This is a genomic window from Saprospiraceae bacterium (genome assembly GCA_016719615.1).
In the GTDB taxonomy this organism is placed as follows: Bacteria; Bacteroidota; Bacteroidia; order Chitinophagales; family Saprospiraceae; genus Vicinibacter.
Genome location: JADJYQ010000005.1, coordinates 358,266 through 382,814, shown reverse-complemented (window position 1 = coordinate 382,814; position 24,549 = coordinate 358,266). Strand labels below are relative to the sequence as shown.

21 protein-coding genes are annotated in these 24,549 nt (G+C 37.9%); 12 read left to right on the top strand and 9 right to left on the bottom strand.

Translation table 11 applies throughout. The features are described 5' to 3' along the window. Positions 1 to 135: 135 nt before the first annotated feature. Entirely contained in the window at positions 136 to 2,070 is a 1,935-nt protein-coding gene (gyrB, locus tag IPM92_11220; GenBank protein ID MBK9108906.1) for a DNA topoisomerase (ATP-hydrolyzing) subunit B, read from the bottom strand. A gap of 458 nt (positions 2,071 to 2,528) precedes the next feature. Then, on the bottom strand, positions 2,529 to 3,020 hold the full coding sequence (locus IPM92_11215; GenBank protein MBK9108905.1) for a TlpA family protein disulfide reductase: 492 nt from the start codon (positions 3,018 to 3,020) through the stop codon (positions 2,529 to 2,531). Between the two features lie 271 nt (positions 3,021 to 3,291). Between IPM92_11215 and IPM92_11210 the strand changes: the two genes are divergently transcribed. Together IPM92_11210 and IPM92_11205 are read left to right on the top strand one after the other, a co-directional pair. Beyond that, complete coding sequence (locus tag IPM92_11210) at positions 3,292 to 4,737, top strand: hypothetical protein (GenBank protein MBK9108904.1); 1,446 nt, start codon at positions 3,292 to 3,294, stop codon at positions 4,735 to 4,737. Between the two features lie 22 nt (positions 4,738 to 4,759). After that, complete coding sequence (locus IPM92_11205; GenBank protein MBK9108903.1) at positions 4,760 to 5,596, top strand: Omp28-related outer membrane protein; 837 nt, start codon at positions 4,760 to 4,762, stop codon at positions 5,594 to 5,596. Positions 5,597 to 5,962: 366 nt separating this feature from the next. On the opposite strand, the gene IPM92_11200 is transcribed toward IPM92_11205, so the two are convergent. Beyond that, entirely contained in the window at positions 5,963 to 8,056 is a 2,094-nt protein-coding gene (locus IPM92_11200; GenBank protein MBK9108902.1) for a glycoside hydrolase family 97 protein, read from the bottom strand. 492 nt (positions 8,057 to 8,548) lie between these two features. Between IPM92_11200 and IPM92_11195 the strand changes: the two genes are divergently transcribed. From IPM92_11195 to IPM92_11180, 4 genes are all read left to right on the top strand, one after another. Further along, on the top strand, positions 8,549 to 9,064 hold the full coding sequence (locus tag IPM92_11195; GenBank protein ID MBK9108901.1) for a Smr/MutS family protein: 516 nt from the start codon (positions 8,549 to 8,551) through the stop codon (positions 9,062 to 9,064). After that, the gene (locus IPM92_11190) at positions 9,057 to 10,007 is read left to right on the top strand and encodes a substrate-binding domain-containing protein (GenBank protein MBK9108900.1); all 951 of its coding nucleotides are present in this window, start codon (positions 9,057 to 9,059) and stop codon (positions 10,005 to 10,007) included. The genes IPM92_11195 and IPM92_11190 overlap by 8 nt, the downstream gene beginning before the upstream one ends. Before the next feature lie 221 nt (positions 10,008 to 10,228). After that, complete coding sequence (locus IPM92_11185) at positions 10,229 to 11,128, top strand: tetratricopeptide repeat protein (protein MBK9108899.1); 900 nt, start codon at positions 10,229 to 10,231, stop codon at positions 11,126 to 11,128. A gap of 191 nt (positions 11,129 to 11,319) precedes the next feature. After that, the gene (locus tag IPM92_11180; protein MBK9108898.1) at positions 11,320 to 11,844 is read left to right on the top strand and encodes a hypothetical protein; all 525 of its coding nucleotides are present in this window, start codon (positions 11,320 to 11,322) and stop codon (positions 11,842 to 11,844) included. Between the two features lie 17 nt (positions 11,845 to 11,861). Here IPM92_11180 and IPM92_11175 read toward each other — a convergent pair whose 3' ends face one another. The 5 genes from IPM92_11175 to IPM92_11155 all read right to left on the bottom strand — a co-directional run bounded on the left by IPM92_11175 (position 11,862) and on the right by IPM92_11155 (position 16,596). After that, positions 11,862 to 13,463 (bottom strand): hypothetical protein, encoded by a 1,602-nt coding sequence (locus tag IPM92_11175; protein ID MBK9108897.1) that lies wholly within the window; start codon positions 13,461 to 13,463, stop codon positions 11,862 to 11,864. A 239-nt stretch (positions 13,464 to 13,702) separates the two neighbouring features. Next, a complete protein-coding gene (locus tag IPM92_11170; GenBank protein ID MBK9108896.1) occupies positions 13,703 to 13,978 on the bottom strand; it encodes an HU family DNA-binding protein in 276 nt (91 codons plus the stop codon). A 397-nt stretch (positions 13,979 to 14,375) separates the two neighbouring features. Further along, the gene (locus tag IPM92_11165; GenBank protein MBK9108895.1) at positions 14,376 to 15,578 is read right to left on the bottom strand and encodes an ABC transporter permease; all 1,203 of its coding nucleotides are present in this window, start codon (positions 15,576 to 15,578) and stop codon (positions 14,376 to 14,378) included. Then, positions 15,575 to 16,108, bottom strand: coding sequence for an ABC transporter permease (locus tag IPM92_11160; protein MBK9108894.1), 534 nt, complete (start codon positions 16,106 to 16,108; stop codon positions 15,575 to 15,577). Before IPM92_11160 ends, IPM92_11165 begins: the two co-directional genes overlap by 4 nt. Further along, on the bottom strand, positions 16,030 to 16,596 hold the full coding sequence (locus IPM92_11155; GenBank protein MBK9108893.1) for a hypothetical protein: 567 nt from the start codon (positions 16,594 to 16,596) through the stop codon (positions 16,030 to 16,032). Before IPM92_11155 ends, IPM92_11160 begins: the two co-directional genes overlap by 79 nt. A 431-nt stretch (positions 16,597 to 17,027) precedes the next feature. On the opposite strand from IPM92_11155, the gene IPM92_11150 reads away from it, so the two are divergent. The 4 genes from IPM92_11150 to IPM92_11135 all read left to right on the top strand — a co-directional run bounded on the left by IPM92_11150 (position 17,028) and on the right by IPM92_11135 (position 20,307). Beyond that, entirely contained in the window at positions 17,028 to 18,650 is a 1,623-nt protein-coding gene (locus IPM92_11150; protein MBK9108892.1) for a S41 family peptidase, read from the top strand. 3 nt (positions 18,651 to 18,653) lie between these two features. Next, positions 18,654 to 19,337: a tRNA (adenosine(37)-N6)-threonylcarbamoyltransferase complex dimerization subunit type 1 TsaB gene (gene tsaB / locus IPM92_11145; GenBank protein ID MBK9108891.1), complete on the top strand. Its 684-nt coding sequence runs from the start codon at positions 18,654 to 18,656 to the stop codon at positions 19,335 to 19,337. A gap of 150 nt (positions 19,338 to 19,487) precedes the next feature. Beyond that, a complete protein-coding gene (locus tag IPM92_11140) occupies positions 19,488 to 19,826 on the top strand; it encodes a helix-turn-helix transcriptional regulator (GenBank protein MBK9108890.1) in 339 nt (112 codons plus the stop codon). A 169-nt stretch (positions 19,827 to 19,995) separates the two neighbouring features. After that, a complete protein-coding gene (locus tag IPM92_11135; protein ID MBK9108889.1) occupies positions 19,996 to 20,307 on the top strand; it encodes a helix-turn-helix transcriptional regulator in 312 nt (103 codons plus the stop codon). Positions 20,308 to 20,374: 67 nt separating this feature from the next. On the opposite strand, the gene IPM92_11130 is transcribed toward IPM92_11135, so the two are convergent. Continuing rightward, positions 20,375 to 21,028: a lipoprotein signal peptidase gene (locus IPM92_11130; GenBank protein MBK9108888.1), complete on the bottom strand. Its 654-nt coding sequence runs from the start codon at positions 21,026 to 21,028 to the stop codon at positions 20,375 to 20,377. Positions 21,029 to 21,093: 65 nt separating this feature from the next. Here IPM92_11130 and IPM92_11125 point away from each other — a divergent pair, with 65 nt between their 5' ends. Both IPM92_11125 and IPM92_11120 read left to right on the top strand, forming a co-directional pair. Further along, positions 21,094 to 21,966, top strand: coding sequence for a pirin family protein (locus tag IPM92_11125; GenBank protein ID MBK9108887.1), 873 nt, complete (start codon positions 21,094 to 21,096; stop codon positions 21,964 to 21,966). Between the two features lie 322 nt (positions 21,967 to 22,288). Beyond that, positions 22,289 to 24,544: a TonB-dependent receptor gene (locus IPM92_11120; GenBank protein ID MBK9108886.1), complete on the top strand. Its 2,256-nt coding sequence runs from the start codon at positions 22,289 to 22,291 to the stop codon at positions 24,542 to 24,544. Positions 24,545 to 24,549: the final 5 nt, after the last annotated feature.

Below are 24,549 nucleotides of genomic sequence, written 5' to 3'. Positions count from 1 at the left end.
ATTCAATAAAGTTCATCATCAACTAAAAATAATCATTCGGACTATCAGACTTCCAGACTTTCAGACTACTTTCTACAAGCCAGTAAATGAACAGTCCTGCTTTAGGCTTTTAGCTTTAGGCTTCTTAGCTGCCAACTACACATCAATATTCGCGTAAACCGCATGTGTTTCGATGAACGCCCGACGCGGAGGAACATCGTCACCCATAAGTATACTGAAATAATAACTTGCAGTCGATGCATCGTCGACAGTAACCTTACTTAAGGTTCTGGTAACGGGATTCATCGTCGTGTCCCAGAGTTCTTCGGAGTTCATTTCACCCAAACCTTTGTAACGCTGGATGTGCACACTGTCTTCTTTTCCTTTGCCAATTTCTGCAACGATTTCTAACCGTTCTTTTTCATTCCATGCATATTTGGCTTCTTTACCTTTTTTTACCAAGTAAAGAGGTGGTCTGGCAATGTACAAGTATCCATTTGTAATCAATTCGGGCATGTATCTGTAAAAGAAAGTCAGGATCAGGGTTGTAATGTGACTTCCATCGACGTCGGCGTCGCACATGATCACAATTTTATGATAGCGAAGTTTTTCGATATTGAGCCTGCGATCGCCTTCAGAATCCTCAAAAATATGCACACCTAATGCAGTAAATATATTCTTGATCTCCTCGTTTTCGTAAATTTTATATTCCAGTGCTTTCTCAACATTTAAAATTTTACCACGCAATGGGAGTATGGCCTGAAAATGTCGGTTGCGTCCTTGTTTGGCAGTACCGCCCGCCGAATCTCCCTCTACCAAAAATAATTCAGATTCAGCAGCTGATTTGGATGCACAATCTGCAAGTTTCCCGGGCAATCCGCTTCCGGTCAATATATTTTTGCGCTGCACCATTTCACGGGCTTTACGCGCCGCATGGCGTGCAGTAGCTGCTAATATTATTTTATCAATGATTCTTCTGGATTCCTTAGGATTTTGTTCGAGAAAAGCCATCAAAGCATCACCTACGATACGAGAAACAATACCAACGACTTCAGAATTACCGAGTTCACCTTTGGTTTGACCTTTGAACTGAGGCTCCTGGACTTTAACGGAAATAATTCCGGTAAGTCCTTCTCTGAAATCTTCACCACTTATTTCCATTTTAAGCTTGGTAAAAAAACCATATTGATCTCCATACTGCTTAAAAACTCTGGCAAGCGCCCTTCTGAATCCACTCACATGTGTTCCTCCTTCGCGCGTATAAATATTGTTTACATAGGATAGCAGGTTTTCCTGAAAACCATTGTTGTATACCAAGGCGATTTCAACTTCGACATTTTCTTCTTTTCCGGTGATGTAGATGACATCCTCAGTAAGAGCCGTTCTGCCCTGGTCGATATATTTTACAAATTCTCTTAAGCCGCCTTCAGAATGAAATGTTTCTTCGTGTTGTTGGCCTTCTCTTTCGTCTTTGAGAAAGATGGTGAGTCCACTATTGAGGAAAGAAAGCTCGCGCAATCGCTGAGCAAGGGTATCAAAATGATAAATCAGGGTTTCAAAGATCTCGTGATCGGGCTTGAAGATCACCGTTGTTCCCCTGGATGAAGATTCGCCGATCATTGCTACGTCTGCAACCGGCTTGCCGCGTTCGTATTCCTGCATATATACCTTACCCTCTCTTCTCACCTCTACGCGCACATAAGACGAGAGTGCATTTACACAAGAAACCCCTACCCCATGCAGACCTCCGGAAACTTTATAAGAGTCTTTATCAAACTTTCCACCTGCGTGCAAAACGGTCATAACCACTTCAAGAGCAGATTTCTTAAGCTTAGGGTGTATGTCTACAGGTATACCCCGACCATTGTCTTCGACCTTAATGCTGTTGTCTGGTAAAATGCTCACCAGAATATGGCTGCAATGGCCGGCCAAATGTTCGTCGATAGAATTATCTATGACTTCCCAAACAAGATGATGCAAACCTTTTACATCGGTACTTCCGATATACATTCCAGGCCTCCGCCTGACCGCTTCCAATCCTTCCAGGGCCTGAATACTCGATGCACTATAATCTCCTTGCTGTGTTGGCATAATCTTATTTTAAAAAGAGCCCAAAGATATACAATTCGGATGAGAAAAAATGGCCTAAATTGCTAATAATGAACCTATTTATACAAGATTTGCAGGATTAATATGAGGACCTGTGATCAGCTTTGATGACTTTGAGGAATTTAGAAAACTGCTCGGCGTAATCTCCATCCTACAATACTGGATTACCAATTGAAGAGCAAATAATTTCAATGCGGAAAGTGTTGGGATGAAAGGGAAACTTCGCTTTCAAAACGAGCCATATCCTTTTTAGCTAAAATAGTTTGTTAACAGCTCTCATGATGTGCTGATTCCTTTCAGCATCCGTTTGCAAATCTGAGATTTGCTATCACACGCGCGAAGTCTGAAGGCCACGCTCAGCGTACGTCGTCCATAAACTACGCTGAGACAATAGTCAAGTTTTAATTGCCGGGTAAATCCTTATTGAAATCGGACAGCTCTTATTTTAGCAAACTTCTCAGTTTTTTGTCCAATTCGTATTCATCACCAGGAGTATATCCGGCATGGGTATAAAGGATATTTCCTTTTGCATCAACCACGAAGGTCTGAGGTATTGATTGAAAGTTAAGGGCACGCATCATTTCTTTGTTCTGATCGGAGAGGATGGTATATTTCCAGGATTTCTGGGCCACCATGGGTTTTACTTTATTGAGCGCCTGAGCATCATCTACTGTAATTGCAACCAATTCGATACCCATAGGTTTCCATTCTGAATATAAATCTTTTAACGCATCCAGCTCCTTTTTGCATGGTGAACACCAGGTTGCCCAAAAGCTAACAACTGTTAGTTTGTTTTTAGCAAAGCTCTCGTTGAGTTGAATATTTTTTCCATCAAGCGTTTTCAGTTGCGCCGTAGGGAATACTTTACCCAAAGATGCAAAAGAGCTAAGAAAGAGGAAAAGGACAGGTAGTAATAAATTCACGTATTTCATGAGAATTAAGAATTAAATAATGAATGTAAAAGTCTTTAAAAAATCCGTTACTTTAGAGCCTTCAAAACAATTTAACGAATGATTAACCACAGGCATATCCACATCACTTTATGTTGTATCATCTTTACAATCAGCATCTTACAATCTCAAGAATCCTTGATTTTAGGGGGGTGGTTTTCAGGCTAACGCCAACGTTTTTATCAGAGACAGTCAAATCGGGGCTTTCAACATTCCACAGTACGATCACCAAATTTATGGTGGCGAATCCTGGATGGACCTGAATGCTGCTTATGCTGGTTTCAGCTTTGGCATTCGCTTTGATGCTTTTCATAATTCAAATTTGCTCAATCCGGTCAGTTCATACACCGAATATGGCATCGGAAGATGGTATGTGCGTAAAGAAACGGACCAATTTGAAATAGAGGCCGGATACCTCTACGATCAGATAGGTAGTGGCATTATTTACCGTGCATATGAAGAACGCGCTCAATTATTGGACAATGCTTTGATTGGAGTAAGCGGAAAATATAAGCTTAATAATGACTGGAGCATTAAAGGATTTACAGGCAAACAAAAAAATCTTTTTGAATCATACAATTCCATCCTGAAAGGAGTTTATTTAACTGGTTTTTATAAAGCCAATGATACCAGTGTTTGGAGCATTTCTCCGGGCATTGGATTTGTAAACAGGACTTTTGGCGATGAAATTGTAAATCAACTTTCAACAATTCTTGCAGACTATGATGCCGTCGATCAGTTTAACCCGTATTACAATGTCAACGCATTTACGATCTTCAACACTCTGAATATAAAAGATTTTACCTGGTATGCAGAAGCCGCTTTTAAGCCCAAGGATATCTATTTTGATCCAAATGCGGTGAGAACCTTACCAAAAGGGCAAACTGCTTTGGGAAAACTTGTCGATAAAAAAGGAAGTGTGTTATACTCAAGTCTGAGTTATTCTAAAAATCAATTAGGGATTACGGCAGAAGTCAAAAGAACTGAAGGAATGATCTTTAGAGCGGAACCATCACTGAGTTTAAACAGAGGTCTCATTGGCTACATCCCGCCTATGGCTAAAATAAACACGTATAGATTAAACGCCTATTATTATCCCGCTACTCAATTCCTGGATGAAATGGGGTACCAGCTTGACATTAAATATGGCATCGGCGATCACTGGAATTTTTCATTTAATACTTCTGAAATCCGGGACAAAGATTTTGATGTAAAATTTTACAATGAATACTACCTGGAAGTCATCTACAAGAGTGCATCAAAATGGCAACTAACAGGTGGCATACAACTTCAGGAATTTAATCAATCCCTTTATTATGGCAAAACCGGTGAACCAACCGTAAAAACATTTACACCCTTTGCAGAATTTTTATACAAATTCAATCGAAAAACTTCATTGCGATTCGAAACACAATACATGGACAACAAAGAGGATATCGGAAGCTGGTTTTATGGCCTGGTCGAATTGGGCTTTGCTCCACACTGGTTGATCGAAGTTTCAGATATGTACAATACCAAGGCACTTAAAGGAAAGGAAAAATTAAATTACCCTGCAGTAGGATTTGCATATACCAAAGGAGCAAATCGATTTTCTGTACGTTATGTAAAACAAATAGAAGGCATTGTATGTTCCGGCGGTATTTGCAGGCTTGAACCTGCGTTCAGCGGAGTACGTGCAAGCATCACTTCAACATTTTAAACGATTCAAATTACAAAGGAATATGAAAAATAAAAAAGTCATCGCTCTGTCTTTCATTCTCACCCTGTGTTTGAGTTCTTGCTCAGATTGGGAGCAAACCGTAAATTTACCGGATAACAACGCAGTCGAATCCAAACGCGTTGTTTTACTTGAAGAGTTTACTGGAGTCTCTTGTGTAAATTGTCCGGCAGGAATAGCCATTTCCAATGCCATTGCAGATGCTTATCCCAATAATGTGGTTTTGGTTGGTATTCATTCGCGCTTTCTTGCACAACCTGCTACTAAAGGTCAGGTAGACTTAAGACTTCCCGATGCTCAGTCTATTGAAGATTTTCTAGGTGACTGGCTCGCAAAACCAGAAGCCGCAATCAACCGCCTATATTCTACACAAGCCATCAGTTACCGCTATGGAAATCCAGACAGTTGGAAAGGAATTGTGGAAGCTGAATTACTCAAAGAAGTTGAATTTGAACTTACCATCAAACCAACTTATAATGAGGCTACCAGAGAATTGAATGTTACTTTAAATGCAAAAGCTTTAAAAGATATCAACAAACCGATCCACTTACATTGTGGCATCACACAATCAGGCATCATTGCCGATCAACTCAATAATCAAAGTCCAAAAATTGTAAACTTCGAACACAATCACGTTTTGCTAAAAATGTTATCGGCCATTTCTGGTGACCGAATTTCTACATCTGCAATCGCCAATTCAAGTTACACCAAAACTTATACATTTACGATGCCTACGGATTCCATTTTGTGGAAAACTGATCATTGCAATGTTTTTGGTTATGTATCTCTGGATGAAAATGAAAAATATATTTTACAGGCAGCCGAGGCGCCGCTAAAATGAGGCGAATTGATGCAGAGTGGTTTGATTTTGGATAATGGATGATAGAGTGTGGATAGTGGATTAAAGATTATAGAGTAAGGATGATGATAGTCTGAGCGCAATAACTAACAAATGATAGTTATTATAAATTATTTCAATTTTTTCTTTAAATTTACTTCTTAAAAAAGTTTAAGACTAACAGACTAACAGACTAACAGACTAACAGACTAACAGACTAACAGACTAACAGACTAACAGACTAACAGACTAACAGACTAACAGACTAACAGACTAACAGACTATCAGACTAACAGACTATCAGACTATCAGACTATCAGACTATCAGACTAACAGACTATCAGACTATCAGACTATCAGACTATCAGACTAATCCATCTGCATCAAACTAATTGCGCAACCTCCGCCCGGCGCTAATTTGATTTTTAATTTGTCTTTTGAATTTAAGCTTCGCGATTCTATTTTATAATCCATTGGATTGGATTGCCAATGTGCGGTCGTACCGTCCATATAAATTTTTGCTTCGTATTTTTTGCCCGGTTCGAGAAAATCAAAAATGATGGTATGATCGCGTGCCTGCTCATCTGTGATCATTCCTACAAACCAATTATTTTTTGCTTTTTGCTTTCGCGCCATGTACACAAAATCACCAGGCATCGCATCTATAACAACTGTTGTATCCCAATCGGTGGCAACGTCCTTTATAAACTGAAAAGCAATAGGATGTTTTTCATAATTTTCAATCAGATCAGCGGCCATTTGCAAGGGACTATAAAGCGTTACATAGAGTGCTAATTGCTTGGCTAATGTCGTATTTACTTGTTGCTTTTCAGGAAGTCCATAAACATTTAATTTTAACTGAAAAATCCCGGGAGTATAATCCATAGGCCCACCAAGTAATCTTGTAAATGGAAGAATTGTTTCATGCTCCGGGGGATTGCCCTGGCCCCATGCATTGAATTCATTTCCTCTACCAGCCTCGCTGCTAATCCAGTTTGGATAAGTCCTATGTAAACCCGTAGGTCTTACCGCTTCGTGTACATTCAGCATGATTTTTCTATCTGCTGTTTTTTTTGCCACATGTGCGTAATGATTGACCATCCATTGTCCGTCGTGATGTTCGCCTCTGGGTACTAATCTGCCTACATAGCCCGTTTTGACAATTGGGTAGTTGTATTGTTGCATCAAATCAAAAGCATCGTGCATTTGTCGCTCGTAATCTGTTACGGTTCCGTAAGTTTCATGATGCATGATGAGCCGAACATTTTTTTCAGCTGCGTATTTACTGATCCGGTTCAGATCAAAATCCGGATAAGGTTTCGTAAAAATGAACTTACGTTCACTCCAACCGCCATCGCCATTTTCCCAGCCTTCATTCCACCCTTCAACAAGCAAATACGGAATTTTATGAGCAGATGCAAAATCGATATAAGCCAACACATGATCTGTAGATGCACCGTGGGATTTATGTTTCAGGCTGTCGAAATTGGTTTGGCAAACCCAATCTTTTGTTTTCAAATGCATCTCCCACCAAATCCCCAAATATTTTCCCGGTTTTATCCAGCTTGTTTCATTGAGTGCGCTAGGTTCATTTAAATTTAATATTATCCGATTCCGCAATAAATCTGATGCTTTTCTTGCAAACAATATAACCCTCCAGGGTGTCTGGTCTCCTGCATTGAGATACGCTTTGTTTCCGATTGCATCTGCTACCAGTTCTGTTTTTAAAGTTAAACTTTTTCGATGAATACCCAACATCATTGCCGGATAGTTTACCAATGCAGCTTCGTGAATACTGACATAAGCATCAGATTTTGTGCGCATGGTCAATGGAGTTTGCACCGTAGTGTCACTGATTAAACTTTTAAATCCAATGTCGTTTCCGGGATTTCCTTGTAAAGCATAAATCTCTTTCAATTTTGTTTTGCTATAGCTGTATTCATTTGAATCCGAATCTCCCGGAATCCAAAAACAAGAATGATCGTCAGATAATGGAAAGCTCGTGAGTTCATCCTCTATGATAAAATGACTAAATCCATCCTGTACCGGAAAAATATATCTAAATCCTACCCCATCATTATACAATCTTACCTCAATCATCCACTTGCGTCCAGTTGACATGTGTTGAAGATGGACCAACATTCTTTTACAATGATTCCTAATTCTTTTTTCCTCACCCCAGACAGGTTCCCAAAATAGATCGATGCTTGAAGTATCAATGCTCACTAATTCAAAACCTTTATCAAAAGAAAGCTGATTTAACAATTTTATGCCCATTCGCCCTTCTTTTACCAATGGCATTTTATCAGCATAGAGTGAATATTTCACTATACCATCAGCAGTCAGCTGAATATTAAATTGCATGGTAAGATCGGGCGAAAACAAATTAAAAAACCGGGTTGCAAGCAATGAGTTCTCTGAAGAGACAAAGATGAAACAAAAAAATATTACGGATTTATACATAATCAGACTCAAAAAATTTCGGACAAAATTAGTTTAATTGTATGAGAAGCAGGCATATTACCGCAAGTACAAATAATTTATGATTTAAATAATACACATTTATGAAAACAATAGCGACATCTCCAATTTCATTCCAAATATTTAATTTTTTACTTTTGATCACCTTCTTTTCAATCTTTTAGATAGAAAGCCAATAAAGTTATTGCGTTGGCTTCGAAAGAAAAATACAATGTAATGGATTTCAAATCGCAAGTTCGGCATTCGGATGGAGAACTGTGTTCTAATCCAGACAAATGGAACTCGATATTATACTAGCTTGCTAAGATTATGCTCATTCGAATGGCAGTTAAGTTAAATTTGTTTTGAAGTCATCCCCATAAACAAAAACATTTCTAAAGCGTTCCCTAATTTAGATGCTTTTGTAAACTAAGAATTTCCTAATCATGATTTTACAGGTTTTAACTACAAAGTAGTAACGAATAAGAAATGGATTTGAAATCACTCTGGATAGGCGACAAGGTGAAAATTGTTTCGAGAGACGCAGTTGGGAGCTTTGAAGGAATCAGCAAAGAAGGAATGGCTATTGTAAAACATAGCGAAGTTTTGGAAAAAGTTGATTCAAAAGACCTTAAACTTTGGAATGAACCGGAGCCTGAGCTCCTGTTGTCAGTAGAAGAGCAGACCATAAAACCAGGCATCAAAATAGTCAATAACACTTATAAAGTTTTTGATGGAATTATAGATTTGCATTATGAAAAACTTGCTCCGGAAAGACTCAACAACCCACATCCTCATATTCTTGAATTTCAGCTGTCGAAGTGTAAAGAATTTATAGAAGAGGCCATCCGACGTAAGATTCCATATTTGAGAATTATTCATGGGAAGGGTGAGGGAAAATTAAAAGCTGCAGTAGAACATCTTTTGATGTTTTATCCGGATATTAACTCCTTTTACTCGACTCCTGATTTAGGCGCTGTAGAAGTCAGAATGCAATTTCGTTATGAATGAACTCTTTCGATATATGTTGAAAATTATTTTCAATCCAAGATTTATAGCTCTATTGGCTATGCTGATTACAAGTTGCAAAGACCTTAGTGAGAGCAGTCCAACTATTGGGAAAACGAAAATTGCTTGTGATATTCAAATCAAAGACCTCATGCTGCAACAAGAAGCGATCTTCGAACAGCGATATAAATACGCAGACCTAACATTGGAATTTTTTAATGAGCGCGATCTCATGCAATTATGGCTAGCTGATAGTTTCCGAAATGTAATTATTGGCAGACCCCTCGATAGTTTAGAAATTCGGCACTTTAAAGTAAACCAGCAAGTAAGTCCGCGGCATTTTCCATTTGCCGTAGGAGCCATTGCTTTATTAACCCACCAAAACAATAGAGATTCCAGCCTTACTTATGAAGACTTTCTCGATTTATGCGCAGGACGAAAAAATGATAATGTTAGATATTCTACATTGGTCATTGAGGATTCAGGATCGGGCGTTGCTTTATATATTTTGGATCTTCTGAAATCAGAAAAATTCACCGGATCCGTGTATGCATTAAATACCAAAATGGCAATTATAGATTACTTAAAAAAGAACCCTAATGCAATTGCAGCCGTTGATTGGGCAGAATTCAGCGACTCGGACGACAGCCAGAAAAAATCACTTTTAAACGGACTTCAAAGACTAGCCATCAGCCGACCTCTTGATTCCTTGCAATATGGATTTTTACTTCCCGATCAATACAATCTGCAGGATAAACGTTATCCTTTACAGAGGACCTGGCAATTCATCAGCTGTTCCGGAAAATCCGATCTGGCTTTAGGTTTTGCTTCCTTTGTAGCGGGTGAAATCGGTCAAAAGATTGTGCTGAAAGCAGGCATGCTTCCGATTTTTCAAACAGAACGATGGATTGAATTCACTAATGGCGATTATAAAATTGTAAATTAAAGAAATTGTTTGTATTATGTATGTATTAAATATTTAATATAAAATGAGTTTACAGTTCAAACCGGATCAATAAAAACAATAATTTAACTAAAGTCCATTGATCTTTTGATCAAGCCGGTTGTCCAATGGATAATAAATTATTGATAACATCACATTTAAAAAAAGCCGGAACGATGAAAAAACTTAATTTTGGCCTCATTTTCAAAAACAAGACAATAACTATGAAATCCATATGTAGTGGAATATTGGTATCCTTAATTGCAGTGTTAGGATTAAATGCTCAAACTGTGCAAGAAGGCTTAAGGCATTTGGAAAACGAAAACTTCAAATCTGCAATGGAGGTATTTGATAAACTCATAACAACTCAGCCCAAGGTCTATATTCATCATTATTACAAAGCTGAAGTATTTACAGCTATGGGTAATATACAAGATGCTAAATCATCCTATTTAAAAGGACTGGAGATTAGTTCAAAATGTGATGAATGCCTTGTGGGTCTCGGTAAATTGGAACTCAATAAAAATAAACACCAAGAAGCCATCAAGAATTTAGAATCAGCTTTAAAAGGCAATTCTAAAAATGCAAGTATACAAGCATTGGTTGGAAAGGCTTACCTATACATTGACAAACCTCAAGCTGAAACCGCATTAACATATCTGGAAAAAGCTCGCGACCTTGATCCAAAACAAGCCAAATATTGGATTTACCTGGGAGATGCTTACCAACTAAAAGGAGACCTGGGTCAGGCCATGACTTCTTTCGAAACAGCAGTTGAAAAAGATAAAAATGATCCGGAGACCTATGTAAAAATGGCCCGTATTTGGGCAGATGGTAAGAATTTGGATTTGGCCATCGAGAGACTGGAAACTGCTACTAAATTGAATCCCGGATATGCTATTGCCTATAAGGAATTATACGAAATGTATATCCGTGCGAGAAAATTTGATAAAGTAATTCCAATATTGGACAAATATGTTGAGTTGAGCGGTACTGATGTCGATGCTAAAGTACGACTTGTAAAATTTCTTTGCTTTCAAGCTAAGGATTATACCAGAGCCATTACTGAGGCTAATAAAGTGTTGGAAAAAATCCTGAACAATACACACTTCACCGTTGGTTAGCCTGGTCTTATTTTGAAAACGGAGAATACAATTATTCACTTCAATCAAGTTACAATCTCTTTAACGCATTAGAGAAAGGGGATCCAGCGCTTCAAAAGTTATACCCAAGTGATTACGAATATGCAGGTAAAGCAGCTTTAAAATTAAAACTTGCTGATACCGCTGGTTTGTTTTTTACAAAGTTGATTTCCTTGCAACCTGAACGTGAAGCTGAAATTTCCGGCGCGTTGGGTAAGGCATTTTATGATATCAAACTTTATGAAAAAGCGGAAAGCTGGTACTTGAGAAAGGATTCTATAAGGCCTCTGACGACCGAGTTATTATATCTGGGAATGGCCCAAAAATTTCAAAAAAAGTTTGTTGAAGCTGACACGACTTTTGGTAAATTGCTTGTCAAGTCGCCCGGTTATGAATATGGTTGGTTACAAAGGGCCGACATACAACATAAAATGGATACTACCGAACCTAAATCATTTAGTGCGAAACCATTTTATGATAAATTTATTGAGCTTGCTTCGGCTGCACCTTCTAAGAATAAAACAGGTTTGATAGAAGCATACCTGTTTATGGTTGTCTATCATGCGCAAACCGGATCTTATGATGCTGCAAAATCTTATTGCGATATGGTTTTAAACATTGATCCGGAAGAAAGCCGTGCTTTAGAATTTTCCAAAATCCTGAATGGCGGAACTAGCACAAAACCTAAGAACAGGTAGCAGCTAAAATTTATTTTTTAGCTCAGAAGTTTTAAAAGTTCATCCTGATAGCGATAGAGGTCTTTGGGCTTTTTTAGAATCATTTCCTTTAGGTGAAATATTTTTTCTGTAGAATTCCAAGACATGGCTTCAAAAATGAGAGAAACGTCTGCCAATACCTTTCGAAACTCTGGTTCCGTTGGTTTTCGAAATCCGGTTTTCAGCAAAAATGCCTGAATACAAGCTCGCTCTGCCCTGAATCGGTTTCCTTCATAATGTTTATTAATATGAGCGGTGACTTTATCTCTGATTTCCCATATCGCTGTTGGTGTGCCTTTACCCAGGTTTAATACTAAATTGGACCCCGTTAGTTTCCTGAGCATTGTGACATTGCATTTATACGATTTAGATTTTTGCAATTTTGCATATTCAGCAGCGGCCAATTTAGCCAATGCAGCTTCTTCTGGTTTAAAACCATTTCTGTAATAGAACCAGAAAGCACCTGAATCCAGGCCTTCATCATTGTTTAAGCCAAACTGGTAGGGTTCAACTTCAAAATATTCGACACCAAACAATTGATGGTAAAGTCTAAGCAATTGCCCCAGAAAATAGGCTGATTCTCCGCCTCTAAACCATTCGAAAACATTGGTACCAAAGAGCGCTCGTTTGCCAAATATCCAGGCACCTCCATAAGCTGCAGGGTATCCATTCTTGAAAAGCGTATAGCCAACATAGGATTCTAATGGCAACTGTCGGTCTGGTGTCATGGTAAATACGGCTATTGACACACCTCTGTCCAATACGTAATAACGAATGGACTCTGTATCCATGTAAGTAACCGGCTCTGTTTCCCTTTGAAGAAAAATGAGCTTCAATTTTGATACTTTTGGGATCAACGCTTTCATTTCTAATGAAAGAAATTCAGCATTTGGGAGCGCTTCAGTTATGAGCGACTTCAAATTCAAATCTCTCAACAAATCCCCATGAAAATAATATTTATCGACAGGAAGTTTGTTAAATGAAACTGAGTGCGAATCCTCTTTTAAATGAATCCGGAATTTCAAACCCAGTGGATCAAAAAGGAAGTCTTTTAATATTGCGTGGTGCTCTAGACGTTGAAATTCATAAATGAGAAACTCCAGTATTTGTTTGGGCTTTAGGCATAAATTTTCGATGAGTTCCTCGTTGGTTTCTGAAATATCTGCAAGATCTTTCTCCAGGTCTGGAAGCGTGAGTTGCAATAGCTTAACCAAATCACTAGATTTCTTTTTGTAAGACTCGAGTTCTACAAAAAAATCCTCATTAATAAGCCATTTAACCAGTTTGTGAGCAAAATTGGAAACGATGTGCGTATGCGGAAGACCCGAGTTTTCCAACTTAGAGGCAACTTTAGGCTGTTTCTTGAGGTATTGAGAAATGCGCAATAATTCCTGCTCACAAATTTGGCTGTGTTGCTGGGAAGCGGGATACCCAATGATAAAAAGCAATTGTTGATGATACTCCAAGAGTAGGTTTGGGACAGGCAAAGGCTCTTTTTGAAGATCCAACAATAAATTTAAGCTGGTTCCTGCACTCTTTGCATCGAATCGATTTTGAATCGCTTTTAATGCACTTAATTTGGTTTTAAAACTGCCTTTCATAGTTTGATCAGGGGCTGGTTGGTTCCTGAAACAAAGAAATTAACAATCAGAGCCTTGGGACAAACAAAAATATTAAAAATTCTAAAGCGACCTTTAGAATAGTGTTAAATATTAAAATGTTAATTATAAATTATTAATTAGCTAACATTTACACATATATAAATATATAATATTAAAATCAAATCATTAAAAAACCCGGTTTTTTTAGGACCGGGTTTTTTGAAATTTTCAAAATGCCATTATTTCTTTACCGCTTCGGAAAGACCCTTTCCAGCTTTGAAGCGCACAACGCGACGCTTAGGAATTTTGATGGCTTTGCCCGTTGCAGGATTTCTTCCTGTTCTTGCTTTACGCTCCGCAGTGGAGAATGAACCAAAGCCCACTAAAATAACACTTTCGCTTTTTTTGAGGCTTTTTTCAATAGCCGTCAAAACTGCGTCCAATGCAGTACCTGCCTGAACTTTTGTTAATTCTGCCTCTTTGGCAATAACGTTGATTAAATCAGATTTATTCATGTTCTAAATTTTAATGATTAAATTTACGACACAAATATATATTACAATTTTTACTTATGCAAGACATATATAAATATATTTTATATTTGAATTGCCCTAAATTAGGGGACTTCGGTCTTTCTATTTCTGCAAGTGCCTGTAAAATAAGGACATCCAATTCACTTTACGCTTAAAAGCCCTTTAAAATGGACATCCTCCGGAATATTAAAATTTTAGTTTTATTTTCAATATTATTCCTTTTGGGCTTATCCTCCTGCAATCGGGGGACGGGCTGTCCGGCTGAAGAGGCCAACACTAAAACCAATAAAAAAGGAATGCCAACCAGTAAGCCAAAGTCCGGTTTGTTTGACAAAAAAACCACGAAAAAAATCGATAAAGGTTCTTAATCAGTATCTTATCAAGAATTGCTGGTAATTTGTTGAACCCAAATCGCATCTTTCCTTTTTGATAACCAGGCTCCCAGTCCATTTAAAGTCGTAACCAACCAAAAAACGATCAAGCCCGGAAATAATACCGCCCACCATGCAGAAGGATTGGTCCTTGCACTGCTCATTATATTCCCAAGACTAATGTCTTCAATGGGCAATCCCAAACCTAAAAAAGACAAGGAAGATTCCAATAAAATGATGTTTGCCACACCAAAAGTCAAAACTGGAAAAATATCCAATGACACTTTTGGCAATACATGTTTTAAATAAATTCTAAATGGCCCGGCACCTGATACTGCCAGAGCATCCAGAAAGGGTTCTGATATGATTTTATAGGTATAGGTCCGACTATATTTGACAATGATAGGGGTATACAAAAATGCCAGGATAAGACTCAAAATAAGGCTTCCAGGTTTTATAAAAATCTGAACCATGATGAGTAAAAACAACAATGCCGGAATAGACTTCATTATTTCAACATATCCAAGACTGATCCGATCCAGTGAAAACCTGCATTTGGGATTTTTATCGATAAGTAATAATGCAAGGCCAAAAAAACAAACATAGCCTGCTAATAAAATGTAATGGACTAGCGATGCAGTCGGCATTTCAACAAACACAAAACCTAAAAGCACAAGGATTAAACAAGAGATCAACATGAATATCCCCGAACCAACAGATATCAATGGCATGCGATGGGTTTGATAGACCGAGAAAGAACCTATCATGATTCCTGCGAAGGCTGCCAACAGAATACTTATCAATGAAAGCCACAGGCTCCTGCTCAAGCCAACTACACATCCTGAAAATAAATCTCTACCCAAATCATAAGTTCCCAGACTATAAAATATTTTGTCCTTACTTAATGTACCAGGGCTTAACCAGGCATTTGCAAGATTTAATTTGGTAGCATCATTTTTGAATAAAGGCCAAATGCTAAATTCATACTTTAGTTTTCGATAATCCATTTGTCCAAGCCGCTGCAAATCAGCAGCAAGATTTGAACCTTGTATCAAGTCCGTTTGATAAGCAGGAAAGTACCAAGTCCCTTGATACTTGCACACGATGGGTTTATTTCCAGTCAGGAAAGTCGAAAAAAACAAAGTGAGTACCATCAAATGGAGCGATAGAAATACCAACTTCCTTTCAGTCCAGAATTGTTTGTATTTCATGTTGATTTGGATTTAATGCGTGGATCCAGAATCCTGATCAAGAAATCTGCTGCGATAAAACCTAAAATAGTAAGTGCAGAACTGAAGAAAAACAAAAATTGAACTACCGGCCAATCACGCGCATAAATAGACAGGTATAATAATCTCCCTAAACCCGGGATACTAAAAATCTGCTCAATAATTACTGAACCAGAAAAAAGAGCAGGTAAAATACCAGCTAGCCAGCCTGCCAGTGGTATAGATGCTTGTGGCAGTGCTTCCGAAATCAGAGCCCTGCGGAAACTAACGCCCGTACTAATAGCTTTTATCCAAAATGGGCTTTCCATACTTTCCATGAGTCCGTTGCGAAGCATGTGCACCAAATAAGCTAAAGCAGGAAGAACGAGGCAAACAAGCGGAAGAAAAAAATAGGAAGGATGATAGAGCCAACTATAAAATGGATCCTTCGTATTTATGGATTGCATTCCTGTAGGAAACCATTTGAAGTAAGTTGCATTTGCAAAAAAAATAACAAAAGGGTGGCAAGCCAAAATCCAGGTACAGCATTAAAAATCAATAAGAATCCGTTTATCCAGCGAATATACCATTGATCAGCTTTTAAAGCTGATTCTATAGAAATCCAAACCCCAAGTACCAATAATAATAGAATAGCTGGCAGCTGAATTGCAATTGACCAAGGAAAAGCTTGTTTAAATTTTTGCAACACCGGCACTCCGTCTATGGCTGAATTCCCAAAATCGAAACTCAGGTAATTTGTCAATGTTTGATGAAATGTGTTCTTGCATCCATGCCATTTCGGACTAAATTCTTTGTTTTGGGTTCCCTGATGGAGAATGCTCCAATAAAAAATGGCTTGCTTATTTCCTTCCGATTTTACGAGAATCTCAGTCGGATGTTCCTCAGGGTATTGATCCGAATAGTCTCCCGGTATCTGGTCTATCATCCAGATACCCAATAATAGAATGCAGAGCAGCATACCAATACCCGATAAGAGTCGCTTGATTAAATAAGACCTCATAATTGTCTCATACTCAAATTGTGCAATTCCATTTTAAAAGCTTTTGAAGCTGGCAAAATTATTTAAAGCACTCCTAAAGATCTGCTCTTTTTAATTTTTCAACATTACAAGATACTAAAAAGTGGAATACCCCGGCACGTCAATCATTTTGGGCCTCATGATCTCAATTGCAAGCTTTGCTCAAAGTAATTCCGGACCATTTACAATTTATAAAATAAACCTGAATGCAGGCGAAATCCTCCTTTCTAAATTCGAGGAAGGTTAAATGAACCAAACTTCAAGATCAGGCTTATAAGTCCGGGGTGGACATTTTGGATAACTTATTTAACGAATTGATAGCTAAAGTCTCATGAATAAAGGGCATTTGAACTATACTTCCTTGAAAATAGTTACGTTCATACCTTTGTCATTCAAATAAAGTTTTCTTATTCATGAAAAAAATAGCGCTGATCTCTGTCCTGGGCATTTTGACATCTGCCTTTTTTATAGATTACAACAAACACTTTGAAATAGCAAAGAACATCGAAATATTTGCCAATGTGTATAAGGAAATCAATGCCCATTATGTAGATGAAACTGATCCTGCAGGCCTCATGAAGGCCGGAATTGATGCCATGTTACACCAATTGGACCCATTTACGAATTACATCAGCGAAGTCCAAATTGAGAACTACCGCCTGGTTTATGAAGGAAAGTACAACGGAATGGGTGCAAGAGCCAAAAAAATAGGTGATTATGTCACGATCACTGAAGTTTATAAAGACTATCCGGCTGATAAAGCAGGATTAAAAGTTGGAGATCAGGTAACAGAAGTGAATGGCCTAGATGGAAAAGGAAAAGATAGCGAGGATCTCTTTCACATGATGCGCGGTATTCCCAAAAGTGAAGTTGAATTAACGATTTCGAGACCCGGAAATCCCGATAAATTAAAACTCAAATTGGTTAGGGATGAGGTAAATATTCCTAATGTTCCTTATTCCGGGAAAGTCAATGATAGCATTGGATATATCATTTTAACCACATTTACAGAAAATGCAGGTAAAAACGTGAGAGATGCTTTCAAGAAGCTCAAGTCTGAAAATCCTGACTTAAAAGGCATCATTCTGGATCTTCGGGATAATGGTGGCGGATTGTTACATGAGGCTGTTGAAGTCTGTAATGTGTTTATACCACAGGGTCAGTTGGTTTCTACTACGCGAAGCAAATTCAAAGAAAAAGACCAGGCTTATAATACCCGACAACAACCGGAGGATGCCAATATACCCCTGGTGACTCTGATCAATGGAAAATCTGCTTCTGCATCTGAAATTGTAAGTGGTACTTTCCAGGATCTGGATCGTGGCGTGATCCTTGGACAAATATCTTATGGCAAAGGATTGGTACAAAACACTAAAGAAGTTGGTTACAATGCAAAAGTGAAGCTAACGATCGCTAAATACTATATCCCTTCAGGAAGATGTATTCAAAGTGTCAAATATGAAAACGGCGAACCTGTTCACCTTCCAGATTCTTTAAGAATCCCCTTTAAAACTAAAAATGGAAGAACCGTATTTGATGGCGGAGGAGTTAAACCTGATATTGAAGTTTCTGATGCCAATTATCCTGAGATCGTTCAAAAATTATTGGATCAGGACCATATTTTCAATTATTGTACCCAATATTTGATGAAGGAGAACCTACCTCATGATTATAAAAATTATCAATACAATGATTATCAAGGATTTAAGATATATTTAAAGAATCAAAATTTCAAGGATAATAATGAATTTCGCAAAAAGCTCGAAGAATTGGAAAATCTGAGCAAACAGGACAAATACCAAGGGTTTGAAAACCAGCTTACCCAATTAAAAACACAGGCTGAACAGTGGCAATGGGAAATTTTGGATAATCATAAAGATCTGATTAATAACATTATAGAAGAAGAGATCGCAGGTCGGGCCGGATATCGCGAAGCCATTATTCAAAAGCGGATGGATCATGATCCAGTTGTACTTTCTGCTCTTGAAATTTTGGGAAACCGGGAAAAATATAAACGGATCCTGACAAAACCTTGATAGATGGAACCACGCATCCTTCATATTGAAACATCCGAGCGATCCTGCAGCGTTTGTTTATCAGAAGGAAATAATTGCATCAGCCAGATCGTCGATGAATCGGGAGAGCACCAATCGACACTGGCGCCAAATATAAAAAAATTATTAATAGATAATGAATTGTTTTTTAATGATTTAGATGCATTTTCCGTAAACGTTGGTCCGGGATCTTATACCTCTTTGCGAGTAGGGGTTATGATGGCAAAAGGCCTTTCCGTGCTTAATCGAAAACCTCTGATAGCAAATACCGGACTTTTAGCATTAGCCATGGAGAGCAAGTCCAGGTTTCCAGATTATGCTTATTATATTCCGCTCATAGATGCGCGGAGGGATGACGTCTATTTCGCGGTTTACGACGAAGTCTTCAACGAATTAAAAGCAGCTCAATTTGCACAATTATCTTCAGCCTGGTTTAAAAACCTCGGGATCCAAGCTGCACAATGCCTTATTTCGGGGAGTGGAAGTCGCAAGTGGACTGGCATTATACCTGAATATCCAGTCCAAAGCTTAGAAGGTATCTTAACCGCTAAATGGCTTATAAAGCCTGCACTGCAGGCTTTTCAAATGGGAATTTTTGAATCACCAGCTGAACTCAAACCCTTTTATATTAAGGACCCCAACATTACGGTTGCCAAAAAAAAGATATAATTTATTGAACTTAAAGGGAATTGGTGGCATTCTTATATATAAGCCCTGCTAATATATACAAACACCTGAAATAAATTATCAGCAGAAAACATTTTCGGCACAGTTTATGCTACACTCCTAACATATTGCGAAACAACTAAAAACTGTGACATGAGGAATAAAAAGAACGAAACGATTACTCTCAAGAAAGGACCTAAGGAAGTTCAATTAGATTATTCTGATCTAAGGAGGGCTGTATTGGTGCTTCGGGCGGTCAACCACAAGCTTCGCCAGCGTGTGATTGATTTGTTGGAAGAAAACGATACAATGACTGTCACAGATATCTATATTAAACTTCGTTTAGAGCAGTCAGTAGCATCTCAGCATCTGGCTATCCTTAGAAGAGCGGGAGTTGTCGCAACAGAAAGGCAGGGAAAATTCATTTATTATTCCCTTGACCGCGAGCGCCTCAACCAGATTTCAAAGCTGGTAGAAGACTTGGCCGGTTAAGCCAAAACCCATCCATCTGATCAGGCAATAAACACACTGCAAGCGTATCTTACTGATTATCTAGCCGTTAATAAATAAAAAAAATATTTAATATTTATTTGCAATTCTGAAAAATCTTCTCATCTTTGTTCCGTTAAGGTCAACTACGAAATCAAAATAAGAACTCTCGATGAAGAAGATTAAAATTTCTTTTAATCCTGTACAGCTCGACTATTCATGTGAGCTGATGAGGGCACTTGCCCATCCGTTAAGGCTAAAAATACTTGAATTCATTGACAAAAGTGGCTCCGTTAATGTCAACAAGATTTATTCAAATCTAAAGATTGAACAGAGCGTAACTTCACAACATTTAAGTATTCTTAGAATTACAGGAGTCATTGCAACAGAAAAAGTTGGAAAATTTGTCTTTTGCAGTATCAATTATTCATGTCTTGAAAAAGCCGAGAAAGCTGTCAATCGTTTTTTAGGCAAAACAAGCTAACAATCCATTATTTTTCTTTATTTTTTGCAGATACCGGGCTAAAGTCCTAGTTTCTAATTCGAAAGATCTATTCAGGTTTTTCTTCAGCTGTATGTATCTTTTGATCCGTTTGGATCGATTTATACATCAAAAGAAACAAACATATTCCGCAAAAAATAGATGAATCTGCCACATTAAAGACAGGTCTGAAGAATTCAAATTCTTCGCCGCCCCAGATGGGAAACCATTGTGGAAATTCCCCTCTGTACATTGGAAAATACAGCATATCGACGACTTTACCCATTAAAAAGGGAGCGTAGCCTCCGCCTTCCGGAAACAATTGGGCAAGTCCGCCATGATAAGGAGATGCCGAAAAGATCATTCCGTAAAAAAGCGAATCAATGATATTGCCAATTGCGCCGGCCAATATCAATGAAAAGGATACGATGACCCACTTGTTTTCTTTGGATTCGATCATTCTATACAATAAATAAAAAAGAAAACTGACGGCAACCACTCGAAAAATGCTTAAAAAAAGCTTTCCTTTTGCACCTCCGAAGGTCAATCCAAATGCCATACCTTCATTTTCTACGAAATGGATCCTGGCCCAGCTCATTCCAAATATGAGAAACTCCTCCCCCTGTTCCATATGTGTTTTTATCCAAATCTTGGAAATCTGGTCGATGATCAAAATGACCAAGATGGTCAGAATTGAAATAAAATAATAATGTCGTTTCTCCATAAGACTGCAAATTTAACCAAGCCTGTCAACATTCAACAGAATGCAATTTTATGTGTTTGTATGGAATGTCATCTTTAAGATCCACCGAATATGTATTAGCCCCTCCTTCGCCACATATGGTTGGCGATGGGTTTAGAGTTCATCATTTTTTTCCGGGAAATGCCCCATTTGATATGCATCGCCTGAGCCCTTTTTTAATGCTGGACTATAATGCACCCTTCAACTTTCCGCCTTCTATGCAACCGAAAGGTGTGGATGTTCATCCGCATAAAGGCTTTGAAACTGTAAGTGTAGTATTTAAGGGCAAAGTTGCACATTACGACAGTGCCGGAAATTCGGGAGTCATCGGAGAAGGGGAAGTGCAATGGATGACTGCTGGAAATGGAATTCTACACAAAGAATTCCACGAAGAAAATTTCAGCAAATCTGGAGGCATCTTCCATATGGCGCAATTGTGGGTGAATTTACCATCAGCATTTAAAAGCAAGCAAGCTGGATATCAGGAAATCAGTCGCGAGAAAATCATTCCCCAAATGATTGAAAATGGAACCGTCGAGTGCATTGCCGGAGAATTTAATGGTTTTATAGGACCGGCAAAAACCCATACTCCAATAATTCTATTAATTATTGACTTGAAAAAATCCGGAGTTTTTAATTATTCCTTACCGCAAAATTTCAATGCATGCTGTTTGATGGTTGAAGGAAACGGGATTTGGAATCATAAAACCGCAAGCCCGGAACATCATTTGGTCGTCTTTCAAAACGATGGAACTCGCATTTCATTCGAAGCAAAGGAAAACAGTAAATTATTGTTAATGGCAGGAGAACCCATCCATGAACCTATCGCTTCCTATGGTCCCTTTGTCATGAATACGCAAGAAGAGATCCGTGAAGCTTTAAATGATTACAGGGCCGGGAAGTTTGGTTTTTTGAACTAAAGATTTATGAAAACTTTCTCTTCCCCAAATACATTCCAAAAACATATTAAGTAATAAGAGGGCTAAGGCTCTTCTCCCAAATTCTGTATACACCCATCGACTTGACTCCAGATATGAGCTAAAGTTTAGATGTTTTTCCATGGTTCTTTGAACACGAACTTCAATTAATCATCGACGCTCGCCATATTAAATTTAAATTACAAGAGTAAGATTACTCCATCCAAATATGGTTTGAAGGTAATTTAAAAAATACAATTTTAATTTTTCCTGCGATAGCTCAATCCAAAATCCAATTCGTCGCGTATACATAGAAATCTACTTTATGAAATGGCTGCAAACTATTTTATTGAAGCTTACTATACTAACATGCATAAGCGCAGGAGAAGCCTTACACTTTATTGGGCAAATCATAGATAAATCGACAAAATTTCCGATTGAAGATGTTATTATTTTCCAATTAGACAAAGAAGTAATACAAGTTAGTAATGCCTTGGGCTTTTTTAAAATTGAAGTACACGATAGTCCTTCTATTAAACTAAGATTAGAGAAGTTAGGATATAAACCAATTGTTGCGCAATTCAATTATGCTAGTCAGCAATTTCCAACCATGATTTTCGAAATGGAAATTCAACAGTTGGAACTACCGCAAGTAACCGTACAATCTGCTTTTTATTCAAAAACAAACATCATTTCAAACTATGATCTTTTAGGAAGACCGATCTCTTCTGGTCAGGAAGCTTTGAATCTTATTCCCGGACTATTCCTGGCACAGCACGCAGGTGGGGGAAAGGCCGAGCAGATTTTCCTCCGCGGATATGATATTGATCATGGAACTGATCTGCAATTGACTGTCGATGGGATACCTGTGAATATGGCAAGTCATGCACATGGTCAAGGCTATGCCGATTTGCATTTTATTATTCCGGAATCAATAGATCGCATCAATTACAGAAAGGGCCCTTATGATATCTCAGATGGAAATTTTGCAACAGCAGGCGCTGCCCATTTTAAAACCAAAAAAATATTAAGTCAAAATTTTATACAAGCCGAATATGGGCAATTTGGACATTCCAGATTCGTAGGTGGGATCAATGTAGTAAATAATCAATCGCTTAAAAATCCAACGAATGCTTATATCATGGGCGAACTTTTAAGCTCCAGAGCTTATTTCGATGATCCTCAAAATTTTCATAGAATTAATTTCTTTTCAAAGTATAATCGAAATATTGGATCTACAAAAAAATTGGAACTTAGCTTTTCTATTTTTGATTCAAAATGGGATGCTTCCGGACAAATTCCGGAAAGAGCAGTCTCCAGCGGAATTATAAATCGCTTTGGTGCTATTGACCCTAATGAAGGGGGTTCAAGTTATCGCATGAATTTAAATGCCATGTTGAGTGCACAAGGCAAGAAATACAATCTCATACGTCATCAGCTTTATTTGACGCATTTGCGATTTGATCTCTTCTCCAATTTTACTTTTTTCCTCCATGACTCTATAAATGGGGATATGATTCGTCAATTGGAAGAAAGGTATATTATAGGCTATTCAGGAGATTGGCAAAAGAGATTTCATCTATTTCATAAAAATGCAATGTTCAAATTGGGAATAGGAAACAGGACTGATATTATTCCAACCAGCCAATTATTGCATATGCCACAAAGAAACAACAGTTTATCAAGTCCCATTTCTATTGGTAATATTCATGAAAATAATTTTTCTCTATTTACAGATATAGATTTTCAGATGATGGAAAATCTCTCCTTCAAAAGCGGATTAAGGGCAGATGTCATTCATTTTTATGCAGACAAAAATCAAATAAAAGCATCCAGCTGGCAAAAAGCAATTAGTCCAAGATTCACGATCCAATATACTCCCAATGATAAACTGCTTTTTACTTTCAAACTTGGAAAAGGATTTCACAGTAACCATGCGCATGTAGCATCCCATGAAAAACCAGCCTCTACATTGCCAGCAGCGACTGGAATTGAATTAGGCATGTTTCAAAAATTGTTTGATAAAATGTTGATCGAAGTTAATGTGTGGCAAATGGAAACAGAAGACGAATTAGTGTATGTAGGTGATGAAGGCATTGTAGAAATTAATGACGCCGGAATTCGAAAAGGGATAGAAGTTAATTTGCGATTCCAGGTGGGTGATGAGTTATTTTTTGATGCAGATCTAAACTATACAAATGCAAGATTTAAAAATACAAAAATGGAAGGCAGGTACATTCCTTTGGCAGCTCGTTGGACAAGCACTATGGGATTACATTATAACCCAAAGTCGCCGGGACTATTTGCTTTCTTGAGGTATCGATTTATTGCCGATCGACCAGCGAATGAAAACAACAGTTTAATTGCTCCCGGATCATTTATTTGTGACGCACAATTAGGATACAGGATAAAATCCTGGGAAATCAGTGTAGAAGTTCAAAATATATTTAACAAAAACTGGAATGAAGCGCAGTTCGAAACCGAATCAAGATTATTTGATGAAAAGGATTCGGTAACTGAATTACATTTTACTCCGGGTACCCCATTCAGATCAAATCTAATATTGCAATATCTTTTTTGATTTTA